The organism is Chelativorans alearensis, assembly GCF_010993735.1.
GTDB lineage: Bacteria > Pseudomonadota > Alphaproteobacteria > Rhizobiales > Rhizobiaceae > Chelativorans > Chelativorans alearense.
Map to the genome: position 1 here is coordinate 52505 of NZ_WQNI01000002.1, position 26434 is coordinate 78938.

A 26434-nucleotide genomic window follows, 5' to 3' on the forward strand; every position below is an offset into this window, starting at 1 on the left:
CGTAGTCTCTCAAGCCGCGTTGGAAGCCGGTGCCTCGGCGAGAAACGTGTGGATGGCGGCGGCGTCCTTTGTGCCACGGATTTTTGCGGTTATTTCAGCGTCGCGCAGGACGCGCGCAATCCGCGACAGCGCCTTCAGGTGGTCGGCGCCGGCCCCTTCCGGCGCCAGAAGCAGGAACACCAGGTCCACCGGCATGTCGTCCAGCGCGTCGAAATCCACCGGCGTTTCCAGCCTGGCGAACACGCCGGTGATTTCCTTGATGCCCGGCAGCTTGCCGTGCGGGATGGCGATACCGTTGCCCACGCCGGTGGAGCCCAGCCGCTCGCGCTGCAGGATCGTGTCGAAGATCTCGCGCTCCGAAAGACCGGTCACCGCGGCCGCCTTTTCGGCCAGGAGCTGCAAGACCTGCTTCTTGGAGTTCGCCTTCAAGGCCGGCATGACCGCCGAAACCTCGATCAGATCGCTGAGATCCATTTTTCGCATCCTCTGCTTGGCTCGCGCGCCTCGGCCGATGGCCGTCGGAATGGCTAAGCGCTCGAGACCGCCGAAGGGTCGATCCAGCCGATATTGCCGTCCGCCCGGCGATAGACGATGTTCACCTCGTTGCTTCCCGCATTGCGGAAAACGAAGACCGGGCTGTCCTTCATATCGAGCTCGATGACGGCCGAAGCGACGGTCATGGATTTAAGCGGCAGCCGAGATTCGGCAACCACCGTGGGCGCATAGTCCTCGGGCAGTTCGTCCTCGTCCTCGCCGACCGCTGCCACCACTCGGTAGGTCATGTCGGCCATGCCATCGCCGCTCTGGGCGGCACTGTAGGACTTTAGCTTGCGCTTATAGCGGCGCAGCCGTTTTTCGATGCGCTCGGCCGCGCCGTCGAACGCCAGTTGCGGATCCTTCGCCTCGCCCGTGGCTTGCAGCACAGTGCCGGTGTCGAGGTGGACGGTGCAGTCGGCCGAGAAGCCGGCACCCGATTTCTCGATGGTCACGCGGCCCGAGAAACCGCCGTCGAAATATTTGTCCACCGCCTCGCCAATCCGCTCTTCAATGCGGCTGTGAAAGGCGTCGCCAATGTCCATGTTTTTGCCGGAAATGCGGAGGCTCATGTGAGAAGGGACCTTCCCCTGGTCAGAATTCCAACGATCGAGAGTTTATACCTGTGGACCGCGCATACAAGGTTTCGCGACCGTAAAGTGTAATCCACCCGGTCGCGCCCGTCTTTTCAGCCGCCCGAGGGGAGGAACTCGCATCCACCGCCCCGCCATCTCATGCGGGCGGGCTTCTAGTGGCTTAGCCGGACCTTGTCAATCGACGGGCGCGCCGGTGCGTCTCAGGCACTGAGCGGCCAGGACAGCCTGCCGTCGGCTTCCGCGATCTCCGCGACCACCCGCGCGACACTCGGTCGCTGATAAACGCGCCGGTACCAGGCCGCAAGCGGGGGAAAATCGTCGAGGCGCGGCCCGTCCATCCGCACCGCGTAATGCACTGTCGTGAACATGCCGATATCCGCCGCGGTAAAGGCGCCGCAGAAATAATCCTTCCCGCAAAGCTGCTCCGCCAGCCGCTCGTAGTGGCCGAGGATACCCTTCTCGCCCCGCTGCCCCTCCTCCTGCCGCGCCTTCTGGCGCTCCTCGTCTGCCAGCGGCGGTTCCGTCCGGTAGAGCAGCCGCCGCACGTCGACAAACAGGATCTCGTCGGCGTCCAGCTCGACCAGCCGGCAGCGCGCCTTTCCCTTCGGCTCAGCGGGATAAAGCGGCGGCTCGGGATAGGCCTCCTCGAGATATTCGAGAATGACGGTCGAATCGAAGATCGTCAGATCCCCATCGACAAGCACCGGCACCTGCCCCTTGGGATTGGCGGCGACGACGTCGGGATGCTTCGGCCGATAACCTTCCGTCTGCGTGAACGCCACCTCGACCCGCTCGAAATCGATAGCCTTCTCATAAAGCGCGATCTCGACCTTGCGCGCAAAGAGGCTGAGGGGCCCCGAATAAAGCCGCATACGTTCCTCCCAAGACAACTGCCACGACAGGAACATTATAAGAACATTCGACACGGGGCAACGCGTATTTGGCCAAGCCCCAACGTCTGCTACTGTGAAACAGTGCTCACCTGGCCGCGCTCAACGGGAGGAAGGGTAGTGAAACGCAAATGGCGTCGGCTGGATGAGCCCGGCTTGGAAGCTTTTCATATCGCGCCCGACGCGGACGGCTTTCGCGCCGTCTCGACAGTTGTGCACGCAGGCGGCGCGGCATTCGGTTTGTCTTACGTCTGGCTGCTCGATGCGAGCTGGCGCACACGCCGGCTCGATCTGCGCCTTTCCAGCCCGACGCCGCGGGAGATGACGATCCGGCGTTCTCCCGGTGGCTGGTCGGTCAACGGGCAGGCCCGGCCCGATCTGGCGGCCTGCGATGAGATCGACCTGTCGGCGACGCCATTCTGCAATACGCTGGCAATGCGTTTGCTTCAGGGCCCGGGGGAGTTGACCGCATTATACGTCGATCTCCCTTCGCTGCAGTTGTCACCCTCCCGTCAGCGTTACGCAACGCTCGGCGGGAACCGGTGGCGATATATCGACCTTGGAGTCGCCAAAGGGTTCGAGGCCGATATGAGGGTCGATGAAGATGGCCTCATCGTCGACTATGAGGGCCTGTTCGAGACAATCGACTAGAACCTGGGAAGCGAGCAAGGAAGAGGTGCAGCGATCCACCTCCGCAAGACGGCGGAAACGGCCGCAATAAGGCTCACATCACTCTCAGATCCTCGTAAGACACCATCACATGCTCCCTGAACGCGTGCGATTCCCGTCTGGCAAGGTTTGAGCTATCATCCGATTCGGGCGCGGCCCACGCCTCCCCCCTCCGCTTGGGAAAGTATAAATCATACGGGGCTGCCTTATCATCGAACCGACTGTTCGAGCACCAAGCATAAGGAGGGATTGCGAAGATTGCTCGCAATAGGAGGTTACCGATGAAGCTGTCTGCGCCAATTTACCATTTGAAGCGCAAGGCCAAACTCTTATCCCGCGAAGAAGACATTCCACTCCATGAAGCGCTTAATCGTATAGCCCTCCAGGAGGGCTACAACGATTGGAGTCTCCTTGCGGCGAAACTGTCTGCGTTGAAGCCCGCTGGCAAGTTGTTCGCTCGATTGAAGCCTGGTGACATGGTGCTAGTGGGTGCGCGCCCGGGCCAAGGTAAGACTCTGATGAGCCTCGAACTCGCCGTGGAAACTATGAAATCCGGCAATCGGGCCGTGTTCTTCACGCTGGAGTACACAGAAAAGGACGTTCTGGATCGTTTCCGCGCAATTGGGGCGGCGTACGCGCAATTCGACGGACTGTTCGAATTCGACTGCTCCGACGCGATAAGTGCCGATTACATCATGAAGACGTTGGCATCAGCGCCTCGCGGAACCATGGTGATCGTAGATTATCTGCAGTTGCTCGATCAGAAACGTGAAAATCCCGAATTGGCGGTGCAGGTTCGCTCACTGAAGTCGTTCGCTCGGGATCGCGGACTGATCCTCATCATTATCTCTCAGATTCATCGATCATACGATGCGTCGGGGAAGCCGTGTCCTGGCATTCGGGATGTCCGGCTACCGAACCCGCTGGATTTGCACCTGTTTAACAAGACATGCTTCTTGAACAAAGGTGAAGTCCAGTTCCAGGCAACGAGATAGAGAGGCCATCAGATCCCGCTCCTGTCGTATGCTATCGCCCACGACAGGAGCTGGAACGTCTCCCCATCCAAAGCCGAAGCTCGGACAAGACACCGTCCCGCGTTCGCCCCTCACGCTCCTACCCCCGCCAGCGCCTTCTTCTCCCGCCGTCGCTGCACCGATGAGGGGATGTTCATTCCCTCCCGATATTTCGCCACGGTCCTGCGCGCCACGTCGATGCCGTCCTCGCGCAGGATATCCATGATGGCGTCGTCGGAGAGCACGTTTTTCGCGTCTTCCGCCTCCACCAGCCGGCGGATGCGCTCGCGCACGGCTTCGGCCGAATGCGCCTCGCCGCCGTCGGCGGCGGCAAGCGCGGCGGTGAAGAAATAGCGCAGTTCGAAGAGGCCGCGCGGCGTCATCATGTATTTGTTGGCGGCCACGCGGCTCACCGTCGATTCGTGCATGCCGATCGCCTCGGCCACGTCGCGCAGCTTCAAGGGCCGCAGGTGCCGCACCCCGTGCAACAGGAAGGCGTCCTGCTGGCGCACGATCTCGCTTGCCACCTTGAGGATGGTCCTGGCCCGCTGGTCGAGGCTACGCGCCAGCCAGTTGGCGCTTTGCAGGCAGTCGGTGAGGAAGGCCTTGTCCTCCTTCCCGGCGCGCGCCGAGACGGTGGCGAAATAGGTCTGGTCGACCAGCACTCGCGGCAGCGCTTCCTGGTTCAGCTCCACCGCCCAGCCGCCGTCAGCCGCCGACCGCACGGTCACGTCCGGCACCACCGGGTCCGCCGCGGCCGTCGAAAAAGCGGTGCCCGGCTTCGGGTCGAGCGCGCGGATTTCTCCGAGCATTTCTATAAGGTCCTCCTCGTCCACCCGGCACAGCCGCTTGAGCGCCTGGAAGTCGCGCTTGGCGAGCAGATCGAGATTGGCGAGCAGGCCCTCCATCGCCGGGTCCAGCCGATCGCGCGCCTTGAGTTGCAGCGCCAGGCACTCGGCAAGGCTGCGGGCGAACAAGCCCGCGGGATCGAATGTCTGGCAGGTCGAAAGCACACGCTCCAGAAGCGCAAGCTCGGCGCCGGTGCGCACGGCGATCTCTTCCATATCCGCGGTCAGATAGCCCGCCTCGTCCAGCCCCTCGGCCAGTTCCAGCGCCAGGAGCCGCTCCGCCGGCGCCTCGAAGCAGAAGGCGATCTGCTCGCGCACATGCGCGCGCAGCGTCACCGGTTCAGCCGCAATCGCCTCGAGGTTCCAGTCCCCGCCGCCGGTGAGCCCATTGCCGCCGGCAGAGCGCCACTGGGCCGAAAGGTCGGGGCCGATCGACTCGTGCCGGCCGGGATCGTCGGGAAACAGGTTTTCCAGCGAGCTGTCCAACCGGTCGGCCATGGCTTCGGAGGTGTTCGGCGCGGCCGCTTCCTCCCGCGCCGGCGTCGCCGGCCCCTCTCCATCCTCGCGCGCAAGCAGTGGGTTGCGCTCGATCTCGCCGGCGATGAACTGCTCCAGCTCGACATGCGTCAATTGCAGCAGCCGGATCGACTGCAGCAGTTGCGGCGTCATCACCAGCGACTGGCTCTGCCGTAGATTCAAACTGGGCGAAAGGGCCATTTTACTCTGCTTACTCTACCTGCCCCGGCCTTCCGACAAAATCGCGGGCCCTTCCCGCTGCTCGCGCGATAAAACTGGCCCGGGATTTGCTTGTCAAGAAAAGACGGTGGTGCGCGACGCGGAAAATGCGCCCATGGCGCCCGATTCCGCAGGGTTCAAAAGGTAAAACCCTCGCCAAGGTAGAGCCGCCGCACATCGGCATTGCCGACAATATCCTGCGGTCGCCCGTGGGTAAGAACCTGGCCGGCGTGGATGATATAAGCCCGGTCGATGAGCCCCAGCGTCTCGCGCACGTTGTGGTCGGTGATGAGCACACCGATGCCGCGTCCCGTCAGGTGCCGCACGAGCTCCTGGATGTCGGTCACGGCGATGGGATCGATGCCGGCGAAGGGCTCGTCGAGCAGCATGAAATTCGGCTTGCTGGCCAGCGCCCTGGCAATCTCCAGCCGCCGCCGCTCGCCCCCCGAAAGGGAGACGGAAGGCGCCTTGCGCAGATGGCCGATGCGGAACTCCTCGAGGAGGGCGTCCAGCGTCTTCTCGCGCTCCTTTCGGCTTTTCTCCACCACTTCCAGGATGGCGCGGATGTTCTTCTCCACCGTCAGCCCACGAAAGATCGAGGCCTCCTGTGGCAGGTAGCCGATGCCCAGCCTTGCCCGCCGGTACATGGGCATGGAGGTGACGTCGTGACCGTCGATGTGGATAGTCCCCTGGTCGACCGGCACCAGCCCCGTCACCATATAGAAGCAGGTCGTCTTGCCGGCACCGTTCGGCCCCAGAAGGCCGACGGCCTCGCCGGCGCGCACACCCAGCGACACGCCGCTGACCACTTGCCGGTTCTTGTAGGCCTTGGTCAGGCCGCGCGCGATCAGCGTCCCCTTGTAGCGCTCCAGGCCGTTGTCCTGATGCTGTTCAACCGAGGGTTCGGCGCTTCGGCGCTTGGGGCGTTTGGAAGGTGAGGCGGTCACGAAATACCTATTGCCGGTTCTGCGAGCCAGGGGTGAGCAGCATCCGCACGCGGCCGGTCGATCCTTCTTCCTTGCAGCTTTCCAACGTCGCCTGTCCGGTTGCCATCTGCACCGTCAGCTTACAGCCGACGATCACGTTCTCCCCCTCCGACAGCACCACCTCCTTGCCCGAAAGCACCAGCACCTCGGTCTTCATGTCGAAGGTGCCGCGTTCGCCCGTCGCCACCTGGTTCTCGGATTTGACGTAGACTCCGCCTTCCACCTCCAGCCGATCGATCTGTGCGCTGCCGGTGGTCGCCGAGCCGCCCTGGCGGTCGTAGTAGACCGTCATCCGCGCCGATTTGAGGAGCGTCGGCCCCTGCACGACGGAGACATTGCCGACAAAGATGCCCTTGCTCTCGCTCTCGTCCACCTCGAAGCGGTCGCTTTCGATCTGGATAGGCTCGTCGCCGGAGAGCTTCAGCCCGGTAAGCTGGCCCTGCCCGTCCTGCGCCAGAGCCGCGTTCGCCGCAACGAGCGCCAGGCCCCCGGCCACAAGCAAACTGGAAATCCTATTCATCGCCGCTGCCCTCTCCGTCCCGTCCCTGCGCCGGCCGCACCTTTCCCGGGTCGATCTCCACGCGCACGCGGTTCTCGAATACCAGTTTCTTGCCGCCATTCGAAGCGTGCAGCGCATCGGCGTTGATGCGCATCCCGTCCATTTCGATCTCCACCGGCTTGTCCGTGGTGAGATTGTTGGTGGCGATGTCTATCTCGGCCGATTGCAGCCGTGCAATGAACCCGGAGGTCGTCCTGAACGTGATCTCGGTGTCGAGCGTCAAGAGGTCGTTCGCGCGGTCGAACGTGCCGCGCGCCGCGCTGATCGTCGCCTCGTCGTCGGCGTCGATCGGCAGCGTGGCTCTGATCCCCTCCATCTCGATGGGGCCGTCGGTGGTTCCGATCGCCTGCAGCGCCTTCGCGGCGGTCACCGTGTAGGGCCGGCGCTCCCTGGTGAAGCCGTCGAGCGTGGGATTTTCTATCACGAGGTTGCCGCCTTCGATCGCCGTGGAGCCGAGGCCAATCGTGTTTCCGCCGATAGAGGGAAGGAAAGAATAGCCGACGAATAGCACCGACACCAACACCGCCACAGCCGGAAGCGCGAATTTCAGCATCCGCACCCGGCGCGAGTGGCGCGCGGCGCTGGCAAAGACGTCCGCCCCGCGCTCGGCGCGCCTGACGACGTCCGAATCCCGCGTATGGCGGCCGGCGCGTGCGCCGTTCGTATTGGCCCCCGCCTTGCGGGCGTTGTTCATCTGGTCGCTCCTGCCGGGGGAAAGGGCAGGCTCCCTCATCTCGGCCGCGCGCTGCGTGACCGGCCGTGCCACGGCACCGTCCTTCCTCACGCGCTGCAGTCTCGACATAAGGTCCCTTGCCCGCTCGCCCCACTACGGCGTTACACCGCAATATGGCTATTCTTGGGTTAACGTCAGGTACTTAACCCGCTGCCGTGCAAGGTAAACCTTGGTCGCGGGACACTGAAACCATGTAGCTCATAAGCGCGGCTTCGTCTAAAAGGCAAGCTTGGTGGTGCGATCCCGGCAGATGGTACCCATCTGTCAGGGCAAATCGCCCCACCAGATTAATAGCTTGTGGGCTGACTTCTCCAAACGGATGGGCACCATCTGTTTGGGTCAGACCACGAGAGACCCTCTCACATATTCAGCGAGGCCCCCATGTCCACCCGAGCCGACGATCTGATCGACCGCCGCCGCCTCCGGCGCAAGCTCACCTTCTGGCGCGTGATTGCCTTTCTGGTCATCGCACTGGCGCTCGCCGGCTCCCTACGCTGGCTATTCGCCGAGCGTCTCGCCACGGCGACCGCCCATATCGCCCAGGTTCGCATCGAGGGCACCATCACCGAGGACGACGAGCTTCTTGAGCGGCTCGACCGTATCCGCGAATCCGGAGCCGTGAAGGGCGTCATCCTCACCGTCGATTCGCCCGGCGGCACGACCGCTGGCGGCGAGGCCGTCTTCGAGGAGATCCGCCGCCTGGCCGAGGAGAAGCCGGTCGTCGCCCAGGTGGGCACGCTGGCCGCTTCCGCGGGCTACATGATAGCCAGCGCGGCGGACCATATCGTTGCCCGCCAGTCCTCCATCGTCGGCTCCATCGGCGTTATCGTGCAGATTCCCAACGTCACCGATCTGATGGAAAATGTCGGCGTCACGGTGGAGGAGGTGAAGTCGTCGCCGCTCAAGGCAGAGCCTTCGCCCTTCAACGCGACCACCGAAGAGGAGCGCGCCATGCTGCGCGCCATGGTGCTCGACAGCTACGACTGGTTCATCGGCCTCGTCACCGATCGTCGGCCGCTCTCGCGCGGCGAGGTGACGGCGCTTGCCGACGGTTCGGTGTTCACCGGTCGCCAGGCGCTCGACCGCAAGCTGGTCGATGCGCTCGGCGGTAAGCGCGAGGCCAAGGAATGGCTTGTCGAACGCGGCGTCGACGAGAATCTGGAGATCGTCGAATGGAAGGCGGAGACGTCCGGTGGATCGCTGTTCTTCTCAGAGGCTGCCGGCGCATGGCTGGCCCGGATGCTCGGCGTTCCGCAGCAGGGTGGCATTTTGTCCCTTCTGGGTGCCGAACGCATCTTTCTTGACGGTCTGCTGTCGGTCTGGCAACCTGAAATGACCCACTTGCCGGATTGATATTACAATAAAATTTCCGACATTCCCCTGGCAATCAAAGCGGCGGAAACGAAACCATGATCAAGTCTGAGCTTGTGCAGACCATCGCCAACCGCAACCCCCACCTGTTTCTGCGCGACGTGGAAAACATCGTGAACGCGATCTTCGAGGAGATCACCGACGCCCTGGCGGAGGGTAACCGCGTCGAGTTGCGCGGTTTTGGCGCCTTTTCGGTGAAAAACCGCCCCGCGCGCTCGGGTCGCAACCCGCGCACCGGCGAATCGGTCTATGTCGAGGAAAAGTGGGTTCCCTTCTTCAAGACGGGCAAAGAACTGCGCGAGCGGCTGAACGCGGACGAGTAGCGCCCTTCCTCGTGGAGCGATTTTGACAGATGGGTTCTATCTGTTTGGGTCAGACCACGAGGTACCCATTTCCATGAAAAGGCGGGGATCCGCATGTTCAATCGCATCGTGATCGTGCTGGTATTTGTGCCGCTGGCGATCGTCCTCATCGCGCTCGCCGTGGCCAACCGTGCAAGCACCGCCTTCACGCTCGACCCCTTCAATCCCGGCAATCCTGGCCTGACGGTGGAACTGCCGCTGTTCGTCTATCTCTTTGCCGCGCTCCTTATCGGTATGTTCGTCGGCAGCATCGCGACATGGTTCCGCCAAGGGCGATACCGCCGCATAGCCCGCGAGCGGGCGCAAGAGGTCGAGCAGTTGCGCGCGGCCGAGCGCCGGAAAAGCTCCGCCCTCACTCCCACGGACATCTGATACGTTTCATGCTTACGCTCTCCGCCGCCGACGTCGACAAATGCCTCACCTACGAGGGCCTGGTAGAAACCCTGCGCGAGGCCTTCCGTGCCGGCGCCGTGCAGCCGGTGCGCCACCATCACACCATAGAGCGGCCCCGCGGCAGTGAGAGTACGCTGCTCCTCATGCCTGCCTGGAGCGATTTCGCCGCCGAGGAAGGCGACGGCCATATCGGCGTCAAGATCGTCGCCGTCTCGCCGGACAACAACGCCATCGGAAAGCCCGCCGTCATGGGCGTCTATCTGCTGATGGACGGGAAGACGGGCGAGCCGCAGGCCCTCATCGACGGCCAGCGCCTCACCCTGTGGCGCACCGCCTGCGCTTCAGCGCTCGCCGCCTCCTACCTCGCCCGCCCTAAGGCCGAACGCCTTCTCGTCGTCGGTGCCGGCGCGCTCGCCTCCCATCTCGCCCGCGCGCACAAGAGCCAGCGGCCCATCCGCGAGGTGAAGATCTGGAACCGCACCCCCGCCAACGCCGAGAAGGTGGCCGAGACCCTGCGCGGCGAGGGGATCGACGCCAGCGTTGTGGATGACCTCGACGCGGCTGTCGGCTGGGCGCACATCGTCACCTGCGCCACGCTCTCCACCGTGCCGCTGGTTCGCGGCGCCATGCTCTCCCCCGGCACCCATGTCGACCTCGTCGGCGCCTTCTCCCCCACCATGCGCGAAAGCGACGACGAGGCCCTTTCCCGCGCCTCGGTCTACGTCGACACCCGCGCCGGCGCCACGAAGGAAGCGGGCGATATCGTCCAGGGTATCGCGTCCGGCGCCTTGTCGCCCGACGACATCAAGGCAGACCTCTTCGAGCTCACACGCGGCGAGAAACCCGGCCGCCAGAGCGACGGTGATATCACTCTCTTCAAGTCCGTCGGCGCCGCCATAGAAGACCTCGCCGCCGGCATCGCTGTCTACCGCGCCTCGAAGGACTGACGCTCTCCCTCCCCCTTGAGGCAGGGATTGAGGTTAGGGAGCGCCGGCGAAGTCGAACTAAAGACTCCATATTCGACTACCCCCACCGCCAAGGGGGAGGGGCAACCCGCTTGTTGCACCCCTCGAAGCGCTATGGCAGAAGCGGCTCAGGCTTAATCCCTCACGCTCCGGAGCCCTTGTTGAAGCCTTCGCGGGACAAGAACCGTCACCACCGCCAGCGCACCGAAAGCAGCGAAAGGCAGCCCTTAGCCGCCGCGCGCTCGTCTGGGCGCGGCACTGGCCCGCTCCCCGACGAGCGCCTGCCGCTCATCCTGGAGGTGACGCCTGACGAGAATTACGCGCTTCTCGATTCGGGCGCTGGCCGCAAGCTGGAGCAATACGGCCCCTATCGCATCGTCCGCCCCGAGGGGCAGGCGTTCTGGCAGCCGGCCTGGGATGAAGCGGAGTGGGAAAAGGCCGACGCCGTCTTCACCGGCGACACGGACGAGGAGGGTATGGGTCGCTGGCGCTTTCCCCACACCGCGCTCGGCGAAACCTGGCCCATGCGCCACGACGGCATCGCCTATCTCGGCCGATTCACCTCCTTTCGCCATGTTGGCGTATTCCCGGAGCAGGCCTCCCACTGGGCCCACATGGCAGGCCTCATCGAGGATGCGCGCCGCCCGGTCAAGGTGCTCAACCTCTTCGGCTACACCGGCCTTGCTTCGCTGGTCGCCGCCCGCGCCGGCGCCCAGGTCACCCACGTCGATGCCTCGAAGAAGGCGATAGGCTGGGCGCGCGAGAACCAGGAGATGGCGGGGCTTTCCGACCGCCCGATCCGCTGGATCTGCGAGGATGCGGTGAAGTTCGCCGAGCGCGAGGTGCGCCGCGGCAATGCCTACGACATCGTCCTCCTCGACCCGCCCGCCTACGGCCGCGGCCCCAAGGGCGAGGTCTGGCAGCTTTTCGAGCACCTGCCGGGCCTGGTGGAGACCTGCCGCGCCATCCTCTCGCAAAAGCCGCTCGCCGTGGTGCTGACGGCCTATTCCATCCGCGCCTCCTTCTTCGCCATCCACACGCTGATGCGCGATTCCTTCGCCGGCATGGGCGGCCGCGTCGAATCGGGCGAGCTGGTCATCCGCGAAAAGTCGGCCGGCCGCGCCCTCTCCACCTCGCTCTTCTCGCGCTGGGTGGCCCGATGACCGAGAGGCAGAACCGCGCGCCGGGCCGCGTCAAGGAAGTCACGAGCCTTTCCAATCCGCTGGTCAAGGAGATCAAGGCCCTGGCCTTGAAGAAATTTCGGGACCGCGAGCACGCCTTCATGGCCGAAGGCCTGAAGCTCGTCCTCGATGCGCTCGACGCCGGCTGGACCATCCGCACCCTCGTCTACGCCAAGGCCGGCCGCGGCAACGCCACCATCGAAAAGGCCGCTGCCCGGACGGTCGCCGCCGGCGGCCTCGTGCTGGAGGTTTCCGAGAAGGTGCTTTCCGCCATCACCCGCCGCGACAACCCACAGATGGTCGTCGGCGTCTTCCAGCAGCGCTACCGCCCGCTCGCCGACATCCGCCCCGCGAATGGCGACGTCTGGGTGGCGCTCGACCGCGTGCGCGACCCTGGCAATCTCGGCACCATCGTCCGCACCGTCGATGCCGTGGGTGCCGCAGGCGTCATCCTGGTCGGCGACTGCACGGACCCCTTTTCGCTCGAGACCGTCCGCGCCACCATGGGCTCGCTCTTCTCCGTGCCGCTTTCCCGTGCCGATGAGGACGCCTTCCTTGCCTGGCGCAAGTCCTTTCCCGGCCTGGCGGTCGGCACCCATCTCAAGGGCTCCGTCGACTACCGCACCCTCGACTATGCCTCCGGTCCCGTCCTGCTTCTCATGGGCAACGAGCAGCAGGGCCTGCCCGACCGGCTAGCCGAGACCTGCGACCAGCTCGTGCGCATCCCGCAGGCCGGCCGCGCCGACTCGCTCAATCTGGCCGTCGCCACCGGCGTCATGCTCTACGAGATCCGCCGCGCCGCCCTCCCGTCCACACCGGAGGCCGCCCCATGAAGCCGCGCCAGACTGCCTTCTACGGCGTCCTCCTGTTCGTCGCCATCGCCCTGGACCAGGGGATCAAGATGCTGGTCGAGGCCCGCCTGCCACTGCATGAAAGGCTGGACGTCCTGCCTTTCCTCGCCCTTCTGCATTCGCGCAATACCGGCGTCGCCTTCTCCATGTTCTCCGGCGTCGACGGCCTCTGGCTCAGTCTCGCCGTCCTCGGCGTCATCGTCTTCATCGCCGTACTGGCCGTCCGCACCGAGGCAACGCAGATGTTCGCCCGCCTCGGCTTCGCCCTCATCATCGCCGGCGCGCTGGGAAATCTCATCGACCGGGCGGTGCGCGGCTACGTCGTCGACTACGTCTATTTCCACACCCCCGTCTGGTCTTTCGCCATCTTCAATCTGGCGGACGCCTTCATCACCATCGGTGCCGGCCTCGTCATCCTCGAAGAGGTGCTCGCCTGGCGCCGCGGCAGGAAGGCCGGATGATTCCGGCGAGGGGAGTTCTCCATTGACCTCCCGCCCGCGCCGCCCCACAGTTCACTCGAACCCAGCACGCTCGGAGGAGCCCCATGACCGACCGTTTCGAGGCCGTTCTCATCACCCGCGACGAGGAGAAGAAGCAGTCGGCGGCCTTCGTCGAGATGACTGAGGACGAGCTGATGGAAGGCGACGTCACCGTCGCCGTCGAGGCCACTACGGTCAACTACAAGGACGGCCTCGCCATCACCGGCAAGGCTCCCGTCGTGCGCCGCTTCCCCATGATCCCCGGCGTTGACTTCGCGGGCACGGTCACCCGATCCACCCACGCTGACTGGAAGGAGGGCGACAAGGTTATCCTCAACGGCTGGGGCGTCGGCGAGACCCATTACGGCGCCTACGCAGCCAAGGCCCGCGTCAGCGGTGACTGGCTGGTGCCGCTGCCGGGCGGCATGAGCCCGCGCGAGGCCATGGCCGTGGGCACGGCCGGATACACGGCCATGCTCTGCGTCATGGCGCTGGAGCGCCACGGTATCACTCCCGACCGCGGCCCGGTCATCGTCACGGGCGCGGCCGGCGGCGTCGGCTCGGTCGCCATCGCCCTACTTGCCGGTCTTGGCTACGAGATCGCCGCCTCCACCGGCCGCCCCTCGGAGGAGGCCTATCTGAAGGGCCTCGGCGCCAGCGAGATCATCCCCCGCGAGGAGCTTTCCGGCCCCGCCCGGCCGCTCGGCAAGGAGCGCTGGGCCGGCGGCGTCGACGCCGTCGGCAGCCACACGTTGGCCAACGTCCTGTCCATGACCTGCTACGGCGGCGCCGTCGCCGCCTGCGGTCTGGCACAGGGCATGGACCTGCCGGCAAGCGTGGCTCCCTTCATCCTGCGCGGCGTGTCCCTCCTCGGCGTCGATTCGGTCATGGCGCCGAAGGCGTTGCGGCTGGAAGCCTGGCGCCGCATCGCCGGCGAACTCGACCATGCCAAGCTCGCCGCGCTCTCCAGCACGCTCTCCTTTCACGATCTTCTGGAGGCGGCGAAAAATATCGTCGCCGGCCGGGTGCGCGGCCGGCTGGTCGTGGAAATGTAAACAAAGCCCTGCCGTAATCGCTAAGACTTAAGCGGCCGGCCAAAATCTTCCGTAAGTCCCGCCATATATGGTCGGTCCTCATGATGGCGGGCGTCCGGCGGATATTTGCACGATTGTGGCGCGGCAGCCGGGCAGGTGGCGCCGACGGCGCTCTTTTGTGGTTCGGCCTGACGGCGCTGCTTGTCTGCTTCCTGGCTTATCTCACCGGTGCCGCCCCCCTTCTGATCCTTGCGCTGGCCCTTCTTGGATTGGCGGGCTGTGCCCTGGCGTTGCAGCCCCGGCCCGAGCTTCCATCCGGCCCGCAGGAGGATGCGCAGAAGGCGGCAAGCACGGAAGAGATCGAGGCGCTCGCCGACCGCATGTGGGAGATGCAGGAAAGCGAGCAGCGCTTCCACGGCCTTCTCGACGCTCTGGGCGACCTCGTCGTGCACCGCGACCGCAACGGTCGCATTCTCTACGCCAACAGCGTGTTCGCCGAGTTCATGGAGGTCGAGCCGGCGGCGCTGAAGGGCAAGACGCTGCCCGAACTCGGCGTCGATATCGGCCTGGTGCCCGATGCCGCCTTCTCCGACGGCGAAAGCCTGAGCTCGACCGACGTTCCGATCCACGCCAAGGGCGGTCTGCGCTGGTTCTCCTGGACCGAGCTTTCGCTTCGCGACCGGGACAGCGACACCGTCTCCCACTGGGCGATCGCCCGCGACATCACCGCCCGCAAGCGCGCCGAGGGTGCGCTGGTCAACGCCCGCGAGCGCGCCGAGCAGGCAAGTCTTGCCAAGTCGCGCTTCCTGGCCACGGTCAGCCACGAGATCCGCACGCCGATGAACGGCATCATGGGCATGGCAACGCTGCTCGCCGATACGCGTCTTTCGCCCGAGCAGCGAACCTATCTCGGTGCCATCTCCACCTCCGCCGCCGCGCTCCTGGCGCTCATCGAGGACCTGCTCGACTACTCCAAGATAGAGGCCGGCAAGCTGGAGCTGGAGCCGCAGCGCGTGAACGTGCGCGAACTGGTGGAGAATATCGTCGAGCTCCTGGCCTCGCGCGCTTTCGCCAAGAACATCGGGCTCGGCTGCCACATCGCCCCGGAGGTGCCGGACACCGTCACCGCCGATCCGGGTCGCCTGCGCCAGATCCTGCTCAATTTGCTCGGCAACGCCATCAAATTCACCGAAGAGGGCGGCGTGCTCGTCACCGTGACAGCCGCCATGCATGACGACAAGCCGGCCCTCGCCTTCAAGGTAGACGACACCGGACCGGGCCTCGACAAAGCGACCATCGAGCGCATCTTCCACGAGTTCGAGCAGGCCGACAGCGGCCCCACCCGCCGCCACGGCGGCGCCGGTCTGGGTCTTGCCATCACCAGCCGCCTGGTCGAGGCGATGAATGGCGGCATCGCCGTCGAGAGTGCGCCGGGCGAGGGGGCGGCCTTCACCGTCACGTTGCCCCTGCTCGAGGGCGCCGATGCGCCCACCGCGGCCACCCTTGCCCTCAAGGGCTGGAACGTCGCCATCCTCACGCCCCACGCGGTGGAGGGCGAGGCACTTGCCATGACGGTGCGCGCCCATGGCGGCAAGGCGCGTGTCTTCGACGGAGAAAAGAGCGCAGCAGCGCTCCTGCGCCGGGGCGAGGCAACCTTCGACGCCATTCTCGTCGACGCCTCTCTGGAAAGCGGCAATGTGGACCTGCTCGCCCGGCTGCGCCGCCAAGGCCTCCACGCCGAGCAGGCCCTGACGCTCATCGCGCCCACCGATCGCGGCCGGCTCTCCGCCTTCCGCGCCAATGGCTACGGCGTCTTCCTCGCTCGCCCGGTGCGCGGACGAACGATCCTGCGGCTGCTCCTGAACGGCCGCCCGAGCACCGCCGAGAACGCCGCGGCGGAGCCCGACGCTCCCGGCCGCGGCCCGTCCCCGCGCACCGGTGCGGCGCTCCACGTGCTGGTGGCCGAGGACAACGAGATCAACGCCATGCTGGCGCGCGCCACCCTCACCCGCGCCGGCCACCGCGTCACGCTCGTTTCAAACGGCCGCGCCGCCGTCGACGCGCTCACCCATCCCGCCCGCGACTACGACATCGTGCTCATGGACCTGCATATGCCGGTGCTGGGCGGCCTCGACGCCATCTCTGGCGTCCGCCGCTACGAGGAGGAAACGGGCCTTCCGCCGGTCCCCATCCTCGTGCTTTCGGCGGATGGCCAGGAAAAGACGCGCCACGGCGTTCTCGCCCATGGCGCCAGCGGTTTCGTCACCAAGCCGCTAGATCCGGACAAGCTGCTCGCCGCGCTGGAGGCGTATGCCGCGGCATGACCCGCAAGCACATGTCTTTACGGGCGATTGTAAGCCGGCCACTTTCCTGTCATCGTCCTGTCGCAGCTAGCTTCTATGTCGGCTTCAACGCGACGTGGAGGAGAATCAGTGGTGCAGGGCTTGACACTGAAACCGACCGCCTGTCCCGAAGGTGCTGAGAAACTGACGCTTCTCGAAGACCTCGCAGCCCGAATGTCCGAGGAGGCCGTTCTCGGCCGGATCGGCCCGCTCGAAGTGCGGCTGGCGCGGGACCCTGATGAGATCGCCGCCGCCCAATCCATTCGTTTCCGTGTCTTCTGTCAGGAAATGGGCGCGAAACCGGGCTCGCTGGAAGAGCGCGATGCCGACCGCTTCGACGCCGTCTGCGACCACCTGCTTGTGGTCGACACCTCCCTTCCCGGCACCGGGCGCGACCGCATCGTCGGCACATACCGGCTCCTCACTCAGGAAAACGCCGCCGCCGCCGGCGGCTTCTATTCCGAGGAAGAGTTCGAGCTGAAGGCCCTCGTCGGCCGTCATCCGAAGCGCCGCTTTCTGGAGCTCGGCCGCTCATGCGTTTTGCCGGCTTACCGCTCCAAGCGCACCATCGAGCTCCTGTGGCAGGGCATCTGGGCCTATTGCCGGCAGAGGAACGTCGACGTGATGACCGGCTGCGCCTCCTTCCCCGGCACGGTTCCCGCCGCCCACGCCGAGCCCCTTTCCTTCCTCGCCCATTTCTGCCGGGCCGACGCCCCCTGGTACGTGCGTGCCCGCGCCAGCCGCTACGCTGCCATGGACCTGATGCCGCCCGAGGCGGTGAACGCCAAGGCCGCTCTTGCCGCCATGCCACCCCTTATCAAGGGTTATCTCCGCCTCGGCGCCAAGTTCGGCGACGGTTGCGTCATAGACCACGAGTTTTCAACGACGGACGTGCTGGTCGTCCTGCCCGTAGAGGCGATCTCTGAGCGTTATATCGCCTACTACGGTGCGGAAGCCGAGCGCTTCGCGGTGTAGGCGCTACAGCGCGTCCACCAGCCGCCCAGCGCCGTCGCGGAACGGGTCGACCGTGGGTAGGCCCGTGCGCACCTCGATGTCCTCCAGGCACGTCCTCGCCTCCTGCGGCGAAAGTGCCGCCGTGTTGACCGAAATGCCGATCACCTTCGCCGCCGGATTGACGATGCGTGCCGTCGCCAGTGCCAGGTCGCGCAACGCCTCCAGCGAGGGCAGGGCGTAGTGCGGCAAGCCGCGCAGATGCGTGCGCGTCGGCTCGTGGCACAGCACCAGCGCATCCGGTTGCCCGCCGTGGACGAGCGCCAGCGTCACGCCGGAAAAAGACGGGTGGAAGAGGCTGCCCTGGCCTTCGATCAGGTCCCAGTGATCGGGGTCGTTGTCGGGCGTCAGCCACTCCACTGCGCCGGCCATGAAATCCGCCACCACCGCGTCCAGCGGTATGCCCGAACCGGTAATCAGTATGCCGGTCTGGCCCGTGGCACGGAACGTCGCCTTCATGCCGCGCGCCAGCATCTCGCGCTCCATGGCGAGCGCGGTATACATCTTGCCGATGGAGCAGTCCGTGCCGACGGCCAGGCAACGCTTGCCCCTACGCGGCTTGCCGTCGGCGATGGGAAACGCCTGCTGCGGCACACGCACGTCGAAAAGCTCCGTGCCGGCCTGCCGCGCAGCGTCCACCAGTTCGGGCAAGCCAGTCAGCCGGTTGTGCAGTCCGGAGGCGATATCCATGCCGGCACGGGTGGCGGCGACCAGCGTTTCGATCCAGTTGGGCGCGATGACGCCGCCACGGTTGGCCGCGCCGACCACCAGTGTCCGCGCGCCCGCCGCCCACGCCTCGTCCAGTCCCATGTCGGGCAGGCCAAGATCGGCTTTACAACCGTCGAGCCGCAACTGCCCGAGGCAGAATTGCGGGCGCCAGTCCTTGATGCCCTGCGCCACCTTGGCCGCCAGTTGGTCCGGCGCGTCGCCGAGAAAAAGCAGATAGGGCGTCTTCAACATGGCTTGGCTCCCAGAAAAAAGTCTCTCAGATAGCTGACGGCAGGGCCCGCCGCTGTCAAGAAATCCTGCTTAGGCCGGAAGGCTTTATACGCAAAGGGCGTTGATTGCGCCCGCGTCCACAGGTAACGATGGTTAAGGAACGAAAGGGGAGCACGGTTGGAGGCGGTCAAGCGGGCGATCAGGAGCGCGTTGGAAAAGGGGGACGCGCAGGAAAGGGCCTTCCGGGAGAAGGTCTACCGGCAAGCCTTTGCCGCGCTGGAGCGTTCCTTGCAGTCGCGGCCAGAACTCTCCATCGAAGACGTGCGTCAGCGCCGCGACCGCGTGAAGGCGGTTATCGTCGAGATCGAGAACGAATTCATACCCGCCGTAGCTCCCGCCCCCGCTCCCGCGCCTGGATTTGCCGAGCCGGGGCCCGAGGCGGATTTCGTGCCGCGCGTTGAGCGCGAGGATCGGCTGTCGGCTGCCGAAGAGCCGGCGGACGACATCGCCCCGCCCGGCGGCCCCCTCGCATCCGAGGACGAAATGGAGGGGCGGCGGCGCCGGCCCTTCGCCATGCTTTTCCTGTTTGCCACGCTGATCGCCGCCGTCGGCATCGGCGCGTGGTGGACGCTGCAAAGCGGCATCCTGCAGCCGGCCGAAGAGCGCGGCGCTGGCCTGTCCGCTCCGCCGATTGCCGAGGAGGAGGATTTCGACCCCGGCGACGGCCCGCCCCGGCCGGCGGCCGACACCATTCGGGCGGTCGGCGACTGGATCACCATCTTCTCCCCAGGGGATCCCACCACCGTACGGGCTCAAGGCGGCGCGAGCGCCGAGGTGATGGACGAGGATGAGGGCTTCCTGCGGATCGCCGGCGCGCCGGAGGCGGCCGTGCTCTTCGATGTCGGCCAGGGCGTTCTGGAACGGCTAGCCGGCCGGCGTGTCATCTTCAACATAACCGCAAGTGCCCAGGAAGGGCAGGAGACGCAGATCTCCGTCTCCTGCGATTTCGGGGCGCTGGGCGGTTGCGGCCGCTCGCGCTACCTCGTTGGCCCGTCGCCCACCGAATATCTGCTGGAGACGGAACTGCCCGACCGCCAGCCGGGCGCCGGCGGCACGATCTCCATCGTACCCGACGTCGAAGGTGGGGGACGCACGCTCGACATCTTCTCCTTGCGTGTGGCGACCGCCGACTAGTTCTTTCGTACGGGCCGCTTGCCGGAATCCGGTCATAACCTGGTTGATTCAGCGCAAAGCGCTGCTGTTGCGGCGTGGCATTTTGCCCTTCCGCCGGCGATGGACGCGGCGGGAGCGGGCGATTATGATCCCCAGGCAAACTTGGGAATAACAATATGGACTACGCACGGTTTTTTTCCGAGGCAATCGACCAGTTGCACGCGGAGCGGCGCTATCGCGTATTCGCGGATCTGGAGCGCATTGCGGGCGCCTTTCCGCGCGCCATCTGGCGCGCTGACGGCAAGGCCCGGGAAATCACCGTGTGGTGCTCCAACGACTATCTGGGCATGGGCCAGCACCCGGATGTGATCGCCGCCATGCACGAGGCGGCCGGCCGCATGGGCTCCGGCGCCGGCGGCACGCGCAACATCTCCGGCACGAATCACCCGCTGGTGGAGCTGGAAGCGGAGCTTGCCGACCTGCACGGCAAGGAGGCCGCTCTCGTCTTCACCTCGGGTTTCGTCTCAAACGAGGCCTCCATCTCCACCATCGCACGGCTTCTGCCCGATTGCCTGGTGCTTTCGGACGAGTTGAACCACGCCTCGATGATCGAGGGCGTGCGCCGTTCGGGCGCCGAAAAGAAGATTTTCCGCCACAACGACTTGGCGCATCTGGAAAGCCTGCTTGCCGCTACCCCCCGCGAGCGGGCAAAGCTGATCGTCTTCGAATCGGTCTATTCCATGGACGGCGACATCGCCCCCATCGCCGAGATCGCCGACCTGGCCGAGAAGTACAACGCGATGACCTACATCGACGAAGTGCATGCGGTCGGCATGTATGGCGTCCGCGGCGGGGGCATCACCGAGCGTGACGGTCTCGCCCACCGCATGGACGTGATCGAGGGCACGCTGGCCAAGGCCTTCGGCGTCATCGGCGGCTATATCGCCGGCTCGGCGGCAATCATCGACGCCGTACGCTCATACGCGCCGGGCTTCATCTTCACCACCGCTCTTCCGCCGGCCATCGCCAGTGCCGCCACCGCCTCCATCCGGCATTTGAAGGGTTCAACAGTCGAGCGCGCGGCGCACCAGCGCCAGGCCCAGCGCACCAAGGACGTGCTCAAAGCCGTCGGCCTGCCGGTGATGCCGTCGCAAACGCATATCGTGCCGCTGCTGGTGGGCGATCCGGAGCTGTGCAAGATGGCCAGCGACCGGCTGCTGGAAAAGCACGGCATCTACATCCAGCCGATCAACTATCCCACCGTGCCGCGCGGTACGGAGCGCCTGCGCATCACGCCCTCGCCCTTCCATTCCGACGAACTCATCGACGCGCTGAAGGGCGCGCTCATGGAGACGTGGGAAGCGCTCGGCATCCCCTTCCAGGAGATCGGCCAGGCACCCGCCGCCCAATCCGACCGCGTCATTCCGCTTGTGGTGTCGAAGGCCGGCGGGTAAGTCTACCCCACCGTCCACCTCGCCAGCCGCGCCGCCGCCTCTTCGAGCTGATCCGTCCTGCGGTTGAAGCAGATGCGGAAGAAGCGCTCACCGCCAACGCCGAAAGCCGTTCCAGGCGCCAGCCCGACGCCCGTTTCGTCGACGATCCGGATGGCCGCGCTGCGCGTGTCCTCGATCCCCTCCACGGCGAAGAAAAGGTAGAAGGCGCCTTCCGGTACGGCCAGGCGCACCCGCCCCGTTGCCCTGAGGGCGGTAGATAGCAGATCGCGATTATCGCGCGCCCGCTCGACCTGCCGATCGATGAAGGAATCGCCTTCGTCAAGCGCGGCCACGGCACCGCGCTGCATGAATTCCGCGACGCCGGACGTGGAATACTGCACCAGGTTCTCGAACACCTGGCCGAGCGACGGGTGCACCCGCACCCAGCCGATGCGCCAACCGGTCATGGCCCAGTTCTTGGAGAACGAGTTGACGAAGAGGATGCGGTCGTCGTCGGAAGCGATATCGAACAGGGACGGCGCACGCCGGCCCGAATAGAAGAACTTCGTGTAGATCTCGTCGGCGATGATCCACAACCCGCGCCGCCGCGCCAGATCAAGCAGTGCCTCAAGTGTCGCGCGGTTGGCCGTCCAGCCCGTGGGGTTGGACGGCGTATTGACGAAGAGCGCCCGCGTGCGCGGTGTGATGGCGGCTTCGACACGGCCGGGATCGAGGCTCCAGCCGTTCTCCGAAAAGTCCAGTTGCACCGGCACCGGCCTCCCGCCGGCGATGCCGAGTGCGGCGGGAAAGTTGGGCCAGGCGGGGCTTAGATAGACCACTTCGTCGCCGGCGCCGGCCACCGCCTGCAGCGCAAGCTGGATCGCCTGCATGCCGCCGCCGGTGACGATGAACTCCTCCGGTGCGAAGCTTCGGCCGAACGCCCGCTGGTGGTAGCGTGCCAGCGCCGCGCGTAACTCGGGAACGCCGCCCTGCCAGGTGTAGAAGGTGTCTCCGGCGGCAAGGCTCGCCGTCGCCGCCTCGCGGATGAAGTGCGGCGTCGGCAGGTCGCCCTCCCCCACCCACAGGGGAATGAGCCCCTCGCGGCCGCGAGCATGGTCGACCACGGACACAATGCCGCTCACCGGCGCTGCGCGCGCTTCAGTGCGCAGCATCTCCTTCAGGCTCATGCCTTGTTCCTTTGTGTTGCTACTTCTTTGTTGCCAAAAGGTCGCGGATTTCCGTCAACAGCTGGATGTCCTGCGGCGGTGCGGCCGGCGGCGTCGGCGATTCGGCCTGTTGACGCCGCAGGTTGTTCACCCCCTTGACGATCAGGAAGATGATCCAGGCCAGAATAAGGAAATTGATGACGACGGTGATGAAATTGCCGTAGGCGAAGACGGCGCCCTGCTCGCGCGCCGCCTCCAGCGTGTTCGCCGTGACGCCGGAGGAAAGTGGAATGAAATAGTTCGAGAAATCGAAGCCGCCGAAGATGGCACCGACGATCGGCATGATGATGTCGTCGGTGAGCGAACTGACGATAAGGCCGAAGGCGCCGCCGATGATAACGCCTACGGCAAGGTCCATCACGTTGCCACGTGCAATGAATTCCTTGAATTCGTTGAACATTTCATTTCCCTCCGTTTAACGAAGCAGGCTGGGCAGCGGCCGTTTTCCGCCGCACATGCGCCGCGAGAATAGCAAAAGCGCAGCGCTTGGTAAGTTTCCGCTCTGCGCTTTGCACATCCGGCCTCTCGAGCCCACGGCGAAAGAAGCATTGCGCCGCTGGGCCCGGCTGTGCTTGGCTTCATCATCTTGGGAGGATAAGGGTCCGCCGTGCAAGGGTGGGTCATCGGCATCATCGCCATCGCTTACGTCACGCTGCTTTTCGTGATCGCGAGCCATGGCGACAGACGGGCGGCGATCCGCAATGCCGGATCGCGGCCGTTCATCTATGCGCTGAGCCTGGCCATCTACTGCACCTCGTGGACCTTCTTCGGCTCGGTGGGGCTCGCCTCCGAGCGCGCCTTCGAGTTCCTGGCCATCTATATCGGGCCGGTGCTCGTCTTCCTTTTCGCCAGCCGCCTCATTGCTCGCATCATCCGGCTGGCCAAGAGCGAGAAGATCACCTCCATCGCCGATTTCCTGGCCGCCCGCTACGGCAAGAGCTTCGCCGTCGCCCTTGTCGCCACGCTCATCGCCACCTCGGGCACCATCCCCTATATCGCGCTGCAACTGAAGGCGATCTCCGATTCGGTGAACCTGATGGTGGAGCACTACACCGGCGCACCGCCCAATATCGACCTTGTCATCGGCGACATCTCGCTGATCGTGGCGATGCTCCTGGCGCTCTTCGCCGTCCTGTTCGGCACCCGCCATGCCGACGCCACGGAGCACCAGAACGGGCTGGTCCTCGCCGTGGCAGTGGAATCGATCGTCAAGCTCGCCGCCTTCCTCGCCGTCGGCGTGGCGGTGACCTTCGTGCTGTTCGACGGCCCGGCGGAACTGGCAAGCCGCGTGGCGTCGGAGCCGCAGGTCGCCAGCGCCTTCGCCCATCCCACCTCGCTTGCCACCTGGATCGTCATGACGACGCTGTCGGCCTGCGCCATCGTCATGCTGCCGCGCCAGTTCTACGTCACCATCGTCGAGAACAAGCACCCGGACGAATTGAAGACGGCGGTCTGGCTCTTCCCGCTCTATCTCGTGCTCATCAACCTGTTCGTCATCCCTATCGCCTTCGCCGGCCTGCAGGTGGTGGGCGCACGCACGAACGCCGACCTCTACGTCCTCGCCCTGCCGCTCTTGTCCGGTCACGACATCCTGGCGCTGCTCGCCTTCATCGGCGGCCTGTCGGCGGCGACCGCCATGGTAATCGTCGCCAGCGTGGCTCTGTCGATCATGATCTCCAACGACCTCGTCATCCCGCTCTTCGTGCGGCGGCTTTTGCGGTCCGAAAGCCGGGAGAAGGAGGATTGGTCCACCGTCATCCTCAACATCCGCCGCGCGGCGATCTTCATCATCCTTTTCACGGCCTTCCTCTATTATCGCGAGATCACCACCAACATCCGCCTGGCGGCCATCGGCCTGATCTCGTTCGCGGCCATCGCGCAGTTCGCGCCTGCCTTCTTCGGCGGCCTCATCTGGCGCGGGGCCAACAGCCGCGGCGCCCTCCTCGGCATGGGTGCCGGCTTTGCCGTCTGGGCCTATACGCTGCTCTTCCCGTCGCTGGCGCCGGCCGGAACCGAGATCATCGCCCACGGCCCCTTCGGCATAGAGGCGCTGCGCCCGCAGGCGCTGTTCGGCACGGTCGGCGAGCCGCTGAACCACGGCGTCCTGTGGAGCCTGTCGGTCAACATGCTGTTCTTCATCCTGGGCTCGCTCTCGCGCGCCGCCAAGCCGCAGGAGCGCATCCAGGCGGCGATCTTCGTACCGCGCGACGCCACGCCCATGCCCAGCCTGCGCCGCTTCCGCACGGCGGTCACCGTCAACGACCTCAAGGACACCATCTCGCGGTATCTGGGCGTGGAGCGCACCGAGCGCTCCTTCCTCACCTTCGAGACCGAGCAGGGCACGCCCCTCAACGGCCACGAGCAGGCCAGCATGGCCGTCATCCGCTTTTCCGAGCAGTTGCTCGCCAGTGCCGTCGGCTCCTCCTCGGCAAGGCTCATCCTGTCGCTCCTGTTCCAGCGCAACGACAGTTCCCCGCGCGATGCCATGCGCCTTCTGGACGACGCGTCGATGGCGCTGCAGCACAACCGCGACCTGCTGCAGACCGCACTCGACCAGATGGAGGAGGGGATCACCGTCTTCGACCAGGACTTCCGGCTCACCTGCTGGAACCGGCAATTCCGCACCCTTTTCGACCTGCCCGACGCCATGGGGCAGGTGGGCGTGTCGCTGAGCCGCATCGTCGGCCACCTGATCACCCGCGGCGACTTGGCGCCCGATTCGGAAAGGACGATCCTCGACCGGCTGACCTCCTTCGGCTCGCCCTGGGAGCTCAGGCTGCAGAACAGCGGCCGCATCATGGAGATCCGCTCCAACCTCATGCCGGGCGGCGGCATCGTCGCCACCTATACCGACATCACCGCGCGCGTGGAGGCCGACATGGCGCTGAAACGCGCCAACGAGACGCTGGAGCAGCGGGTGGCAAGCCGCACGGTCGAGTTGGTGCGCGTCAACGAGGAGTTGGCGCAGGCGCAGATGCTGGCAGAGGAAGCCAATCTTTCAAAGACGCGCTTCCTGGCCGGCGCCGGCCACGACATCCTGCAGCCGCTGAATGCGGCGCGTCTCTACTGCGCGCCGCTCAGGGAGAAGCTGGACAGGGAAGACCTGCGCGCCGTCGTCGATAACATCGATTCCTCGCTCGATTCGGTGGAAGCCATCCTGGGCGCGGTGCTCGATATCTCGCGTCTCGACACCGGCGCGCTCAAGCCCGCCGAGACGGTTTTCCGGCTGGACGGACTGCTGCGCCAGGTCGCCACCGACTTCCAACCGCTCGCCGCCGAGAAGGGGTTGCTGCTCACCATCGTCCCTTCTTCCCTCACGGTGAAGACGGACCGCAATCTCTTCCGCCGGCTGGTGCAGAACCTGGTCTCCAACGCCGTCAAATATACGCGCAAGGGCCGCGTCCTGGTGGGCGTGCGGCGGCGTGGGGAATTGGTCGAACTGCAGGTCTGGGACACCGGTATCGGCATTGCCGGCGGCGAGCTCAACGCCGTCTTCCGCGAGTTCACGCGGCTCGACGAGGGCATGCGCGAGGCGCGGGGCCTCGGCCTCGGCCTCTCCATTGTCGATCGCATCGCCCGTGTCCTCAGGCTGGAGATACAGCTCCAGTCCGAGCGTGGGAAAGGCACCCGCTTCTCCGTCATCCTGCCGGTGAGCGCGGCGCCGGCCGATGCACACCCGGAGCCCGCCGCCCCGCAAATCCGCCCGAACGTCATCCTGGCCGGGCTCGACGTCCTGTGCATCGACAACGACGACCGCATCCTCGAAGGTATGCGCCTTCTCCTGGAAGGTTGGGGCTGCCGCGTGCGGACCATCGCCGGCACGTCCGAGTTGGACGAGCGCCGGCCGCCGGAGATGCGGCCGGACATCATTCTGGCCGACTATCATCTCGACGGCGAGGATGGGCTTTCGGCCGTGCGCCGCCTGCGCCACGCCTGGGGCGCGGATATACAGGCCGTGCTCGTCACCGCCGACCGCACGAGCGAGGTGCGCGCGGCGGCCGAGGCGATGGACATCGCCGTTCTGAACAAGCCCGTCAAGCCAGCCGCCCTCCGCGCCCTCCTGACGCGCTACCGCCAGGTGCAGGCGGCGGAGTGATTGGCTTCCCCTGCT

The 26434-nt window shown here is 65.6% G+C and carries 25 protein-coding genes; 15 read left to right on the forward strand and 10 right to left on the reverse strand.

The features are described 5' to 3' along the window. Positions 1-9 precede the first annotated feature (9 nt). The 3 genes from ptsN to GPJ75_RS03045 all read right to left on the reverse strand — a co-directional run bounded on the left by ptsN (position 10) and on the right by GPJ75_RS03045 (position 2002). On the reverse strand, positions 10-474 hold the full coding sequence (gene ptsN, locus GPJ75_RS03035; RefSeq protein ID WP_163265024.1) for a PTS IIA-like nitrogen regulatory protein PtsN: 465 nt from the start codon (positions 472-474) through the stop codon (positions 10-12). Positions 475-527: 53 nt separating this feature from the next. Then, a complete protein-coding gene (hpf, locus tag GPJ75_RS03040; RefSeq protein WP_163265026.1) occupies positions 528-1106 on the reverse strand; it encodes a ribosome hibernation-promoting factor, HPF/YfiA family in 579 nt (192 codons plus the stop codon). A 224-nt stretch (positions 1107-1330) separates the two neighbouring features. After that, on the reverse strand, positions 1331-2002 hold the full coding sequence (locus GPJ75_RS03045) for a glutathione S-transferase family protein (protein WP_163265028.1): 672 nt from the start codon (positions 2000-2002) through the stop codon (positions 1331-1333). Positions 2003-2140: 138 nt separating this feature from the next. Between GPJ75_RS03045 and GPJ75_RS03050 the strand changes: the two genes are divergently transcribed. Further along, on the forward strand, positions 2141-2671 hold the full coding sequence (locus tag GPJ75_RS03050; protein ID WP_163265030.1) for a putative glycolipid-binding domain-containing protein: 531 nt from the start codon (positions 2141-2143) through the stop codon (positions 2669-2671). 299 nt (positions 2672-2970) lie between these two features. After that, positions 2971-3684, forward strand: a complete 714-nt coding sequence (locus GPJ75_RS03055; protein ID WP_163265032.1) for a DNA helicase — start codon at positions 2971-2973, stop codon at positions 3682-3684. A 110-nt stretch (positions 3685-3794) separates the two neighbouring features. Here the strand turns inward: GPJ75_RS03055 and rpoN are convergent, their stop codons facing one another. From rpoN to lptC, 4 genes are all read right to left on the reverse strand, one after another. After that, positions 3795-5267, reverse strand: coding sequence for an RNA polymerase factor sigma-54 (rpoN, locus tag GPJ75_RS03060; protein ID WP_163265034.1), 1473 nt, complete (start codon positions 5265-5267; stop codon positions 3795-3797). A gap of 155 nt (positions 5268-5422) precedes the next feature. After that, positions 5423-6157 (reverse strand): LPS export ABC transporter ATP-binding protein, encoded by a 735-nt coding sequence (gene lptB / locus GPJ75_RS03065; protein ID WP_246248910.1) that lies wholly within the window; start codon positions 6155-6157, stop codon positions 5423-5425. A gap of 82 nt (positions 6158-6239) precedes the next feature. Then, positions 6240-6791: an LptA/OstA family protein gene (locus GPJ75_RS03070; protein ID WP_163265038.1), complete on the reverse strand. Its 552-nt coding sequence runs from the start codon at positions 6789-6791 to the stop codon at positions 6240-6242. Next, on the reverse strand, positions 6784-7632 hold the full coding sequence (gene lptC, locus GPJ75_RS03075; RefSeq protein ID WP_246248891.1) for an LPS export ABC transporter periplasmic protein LptC: 849 nt from the start codon (positions 7630-7632) through the stop codon (positions 6784-6786). The genes GPJ75_RS03070 and lptC overlap by 8 nt, the downstream gene beginning before the upstream one ends. 312 nt (positions 7633-7944) lie before the next feature. Here lptC and sppA point away from each other — a divergent pair, with 312 nt between their 5' ends. From sppA to olsB, 10 genes are all read left to right on the forward strand, one after another. Next, positions 7945-8916 (forward strand): signal peptide peptidase SppA, encoded by a 972-nt coding sequence (sppA, locus tag GPJ75_RS03080; protein ID WP_163265040.1) that lies wholly within the window; start codon positions 7945-7947, stop codon positions 8914-8916. Between the two features lie 56 nt (positions 8917-8972). Further along, a complete protein-coding gene (locus GPJ75_RS03085) occupies positions 8973-9257 on the forward strand; it encodes an integration host factor subunit beta (RefSeq protein ID WP_159592134.1) in 285 nt (94 codons plus the stop codon). 93 nt (positions 9258-9350) lie between these two features. Beyond that, positions 9351-9668, forward strand: coding sequence for a LapA family protein (locus tag GPJ75_RS03090; RefSeq protein WP_163265042.1), 318 nt, complete (start codon positions 9351-9353; stop codon positions 9666-9668). A gap of 8 nt (positions 9669-9676) precedes the next feature. Further along, complete coding sequence (gene lhpI, locus GPJ75_RS03095; RefSeq protein ID WP_163265044.1) at positions 9677-10636, forward strand: bifunctional Delta(1)-pyrroline-2-carboxylate/Delta(1)-piperideine-2-carboxylate reductase; 960 nt, start codon at positions 9677-9679, stop codon at positions 10634-10636. Between the two features lie 179 nt (positions 10637-10815). Then, positions 10816-11817, forward strand: coding sequence for an RsmD family RNA methyltransferase (locus tag GPJ75_RS03100; RefSeq protein WP_205602457.1), 1002 nt, complete (start codon positions 10816-10818; stop codon positions 11815-11817). Next, a complete protein-coding gene (locus GPJ75_RS03105) occupies positions 11814-12668 on the forward strand; it encodes a TrmH family RNA methyltransferase (RefSeq protein WP_163265049.1) in 855 nt (284 codons plus the stop codon). The genes GPJ75_RS03100 and GPJ75_RS03105 overlap by 4 nt, the downstream gene beginning before the upstream one ends. Continuing rightward, the gene (gene lspA / locus GPJ75_RS03110; RefSeq protein WP_163265051.1) at positions 12665-13147 is read left to right on the forward strand and encodes a signal peptidase II; all 483 of its coding nucleotides are present in this window, start codon (positions 12665-12667) and stop codon (positions 13145-13147) included. The genes GPJ75_RS03105 and lspA overlap by 4 nt, the downstream gene beginning before the upstream one ends. 83 nt (positions 13148-13230) lie before the next feature. Continuing rightward, positions 13231-14220 carry an acrylyl-CoA reductase (NADPH) gene (gene acuI, locus GPJ75_RS03115; protein ID WP_163265054.1) on the forward strand — a complete coding sequence of 330 codons (990 nt, stop codon included), beginning with the start codon at positions 13231-13233 and terminating at the stop codon, positions 14218-14220. An 83-nt stretch (positions 14221-14303) separates the two neighbouring features. Further along, positions 14304-16523 carry a PAS domain-containing hybrid sensor histidine kinase/response regulator gene (locus GPJ75_RS03120; RefSeq protein ID WP_425483116.1) on the forward strand — a complete coding sequence of 740 codons (2220 nt, stop codon included), beginning with the start codon at positions 14304-14306 and terminating at the stop codon, positions 16521-16523. Between the two features lie 192 nt (positions 16524-16715). Next, the gene (gene olsB / locus GPJ75_RS03125) at positions 16716-17516 is read left to right on the forward strand and encodes a l-ornithine N(alpha)-acyltransferase (protein ID WP_163265827.1); all 801 of its coding nucleotides are present in this window, start codon (positions 16716-16718) and stop codon (positions 17514-17516) included. Between the two features lie 3 nt (positions 17517-17519). Here the strand turns inward: olsB and dgcN are convergent, their stop codons facing one another. Next, positions 17520-18512: an N-acetyltransferase DgcN gene (dgcN, locus tag GPJ75_RS03130; RefSeq protein WP_163265058.1), complete on the reverse strand. Its 993-nt coding sequence runs from the start codon at positions 18510-18512 to the stop codon at positions 17520-17522. 156 nt (positions 18513-18668) lie between these two features. Here dgcN and GPJ75_RS03135 point away from each other — a divergent pair, with 156 nt between their 5' ends. Further along, the gene (locus tag GPJ75_RS03135; protein ID WP_163265060.1) at positions 18669-19685 is read left to right on the forward strand and encodes a hypothetical protein; all 1017 of its coding nucleotides are present in this window, start codon (positions 18669-18671) and stop codon (positions 19683-19685) included. A gap of 155 nt (positions 19686-19840) precedes the next feature. Further along, on the forward strand, positions 19841-21118 hold the full coding sequence (gene hemA, locus GPJ75_RS03140; RefSeq protein WP_163265062.1) for a 5-aminolevulinate synthase: 1278 nt from the start codon (positions 19841-19843) through the stop codon (positions 21116-21118). Between the two features lie 2 nt (positions 21119-21120). Here the strand turns inward: hemA and GPJ75_RS03145 are convergent, their stop codons facing one another. Beyond that, entirely contained in the window at positions 21121-22284 is a 1164-nt protein-coding gene (locus tag GPJ75_RS03145) for a pyridoxal phosphate-dependent aminotransferase (protein ID WP_163265064.1), read from the reverse strand. A 19-nt stretch (positions 22285-22303) separates the two neighbouring features. After that, entirely contained in the window at positions 22304-22723 is a 420-nt protein-coding gene (gene mscL / locus GPJ75_RS03150) for a large conductance mechanosensitive channel protein MscL (RefSeq protein ID WP_163265066.1), read from the reverse strand. A 207-nt stretch (positions 22724-22930) separates the two neighbouring features. On the opposite strand from mscL, the gene GPJ75_RS03155 reads away from it, so the two are divergent. Further along, entirely contained in the window at positions 22931-26419 is a 3489-nt protein-coding gene (locus GPJ75_RS03155) for a PAS domain-containing hybrid sensor histidine kinase/response regulator (RefSeq protein WP_163265068.1), read from the forward strand. Positions 26420-26434: the final 15 nt, after the last annotated feature.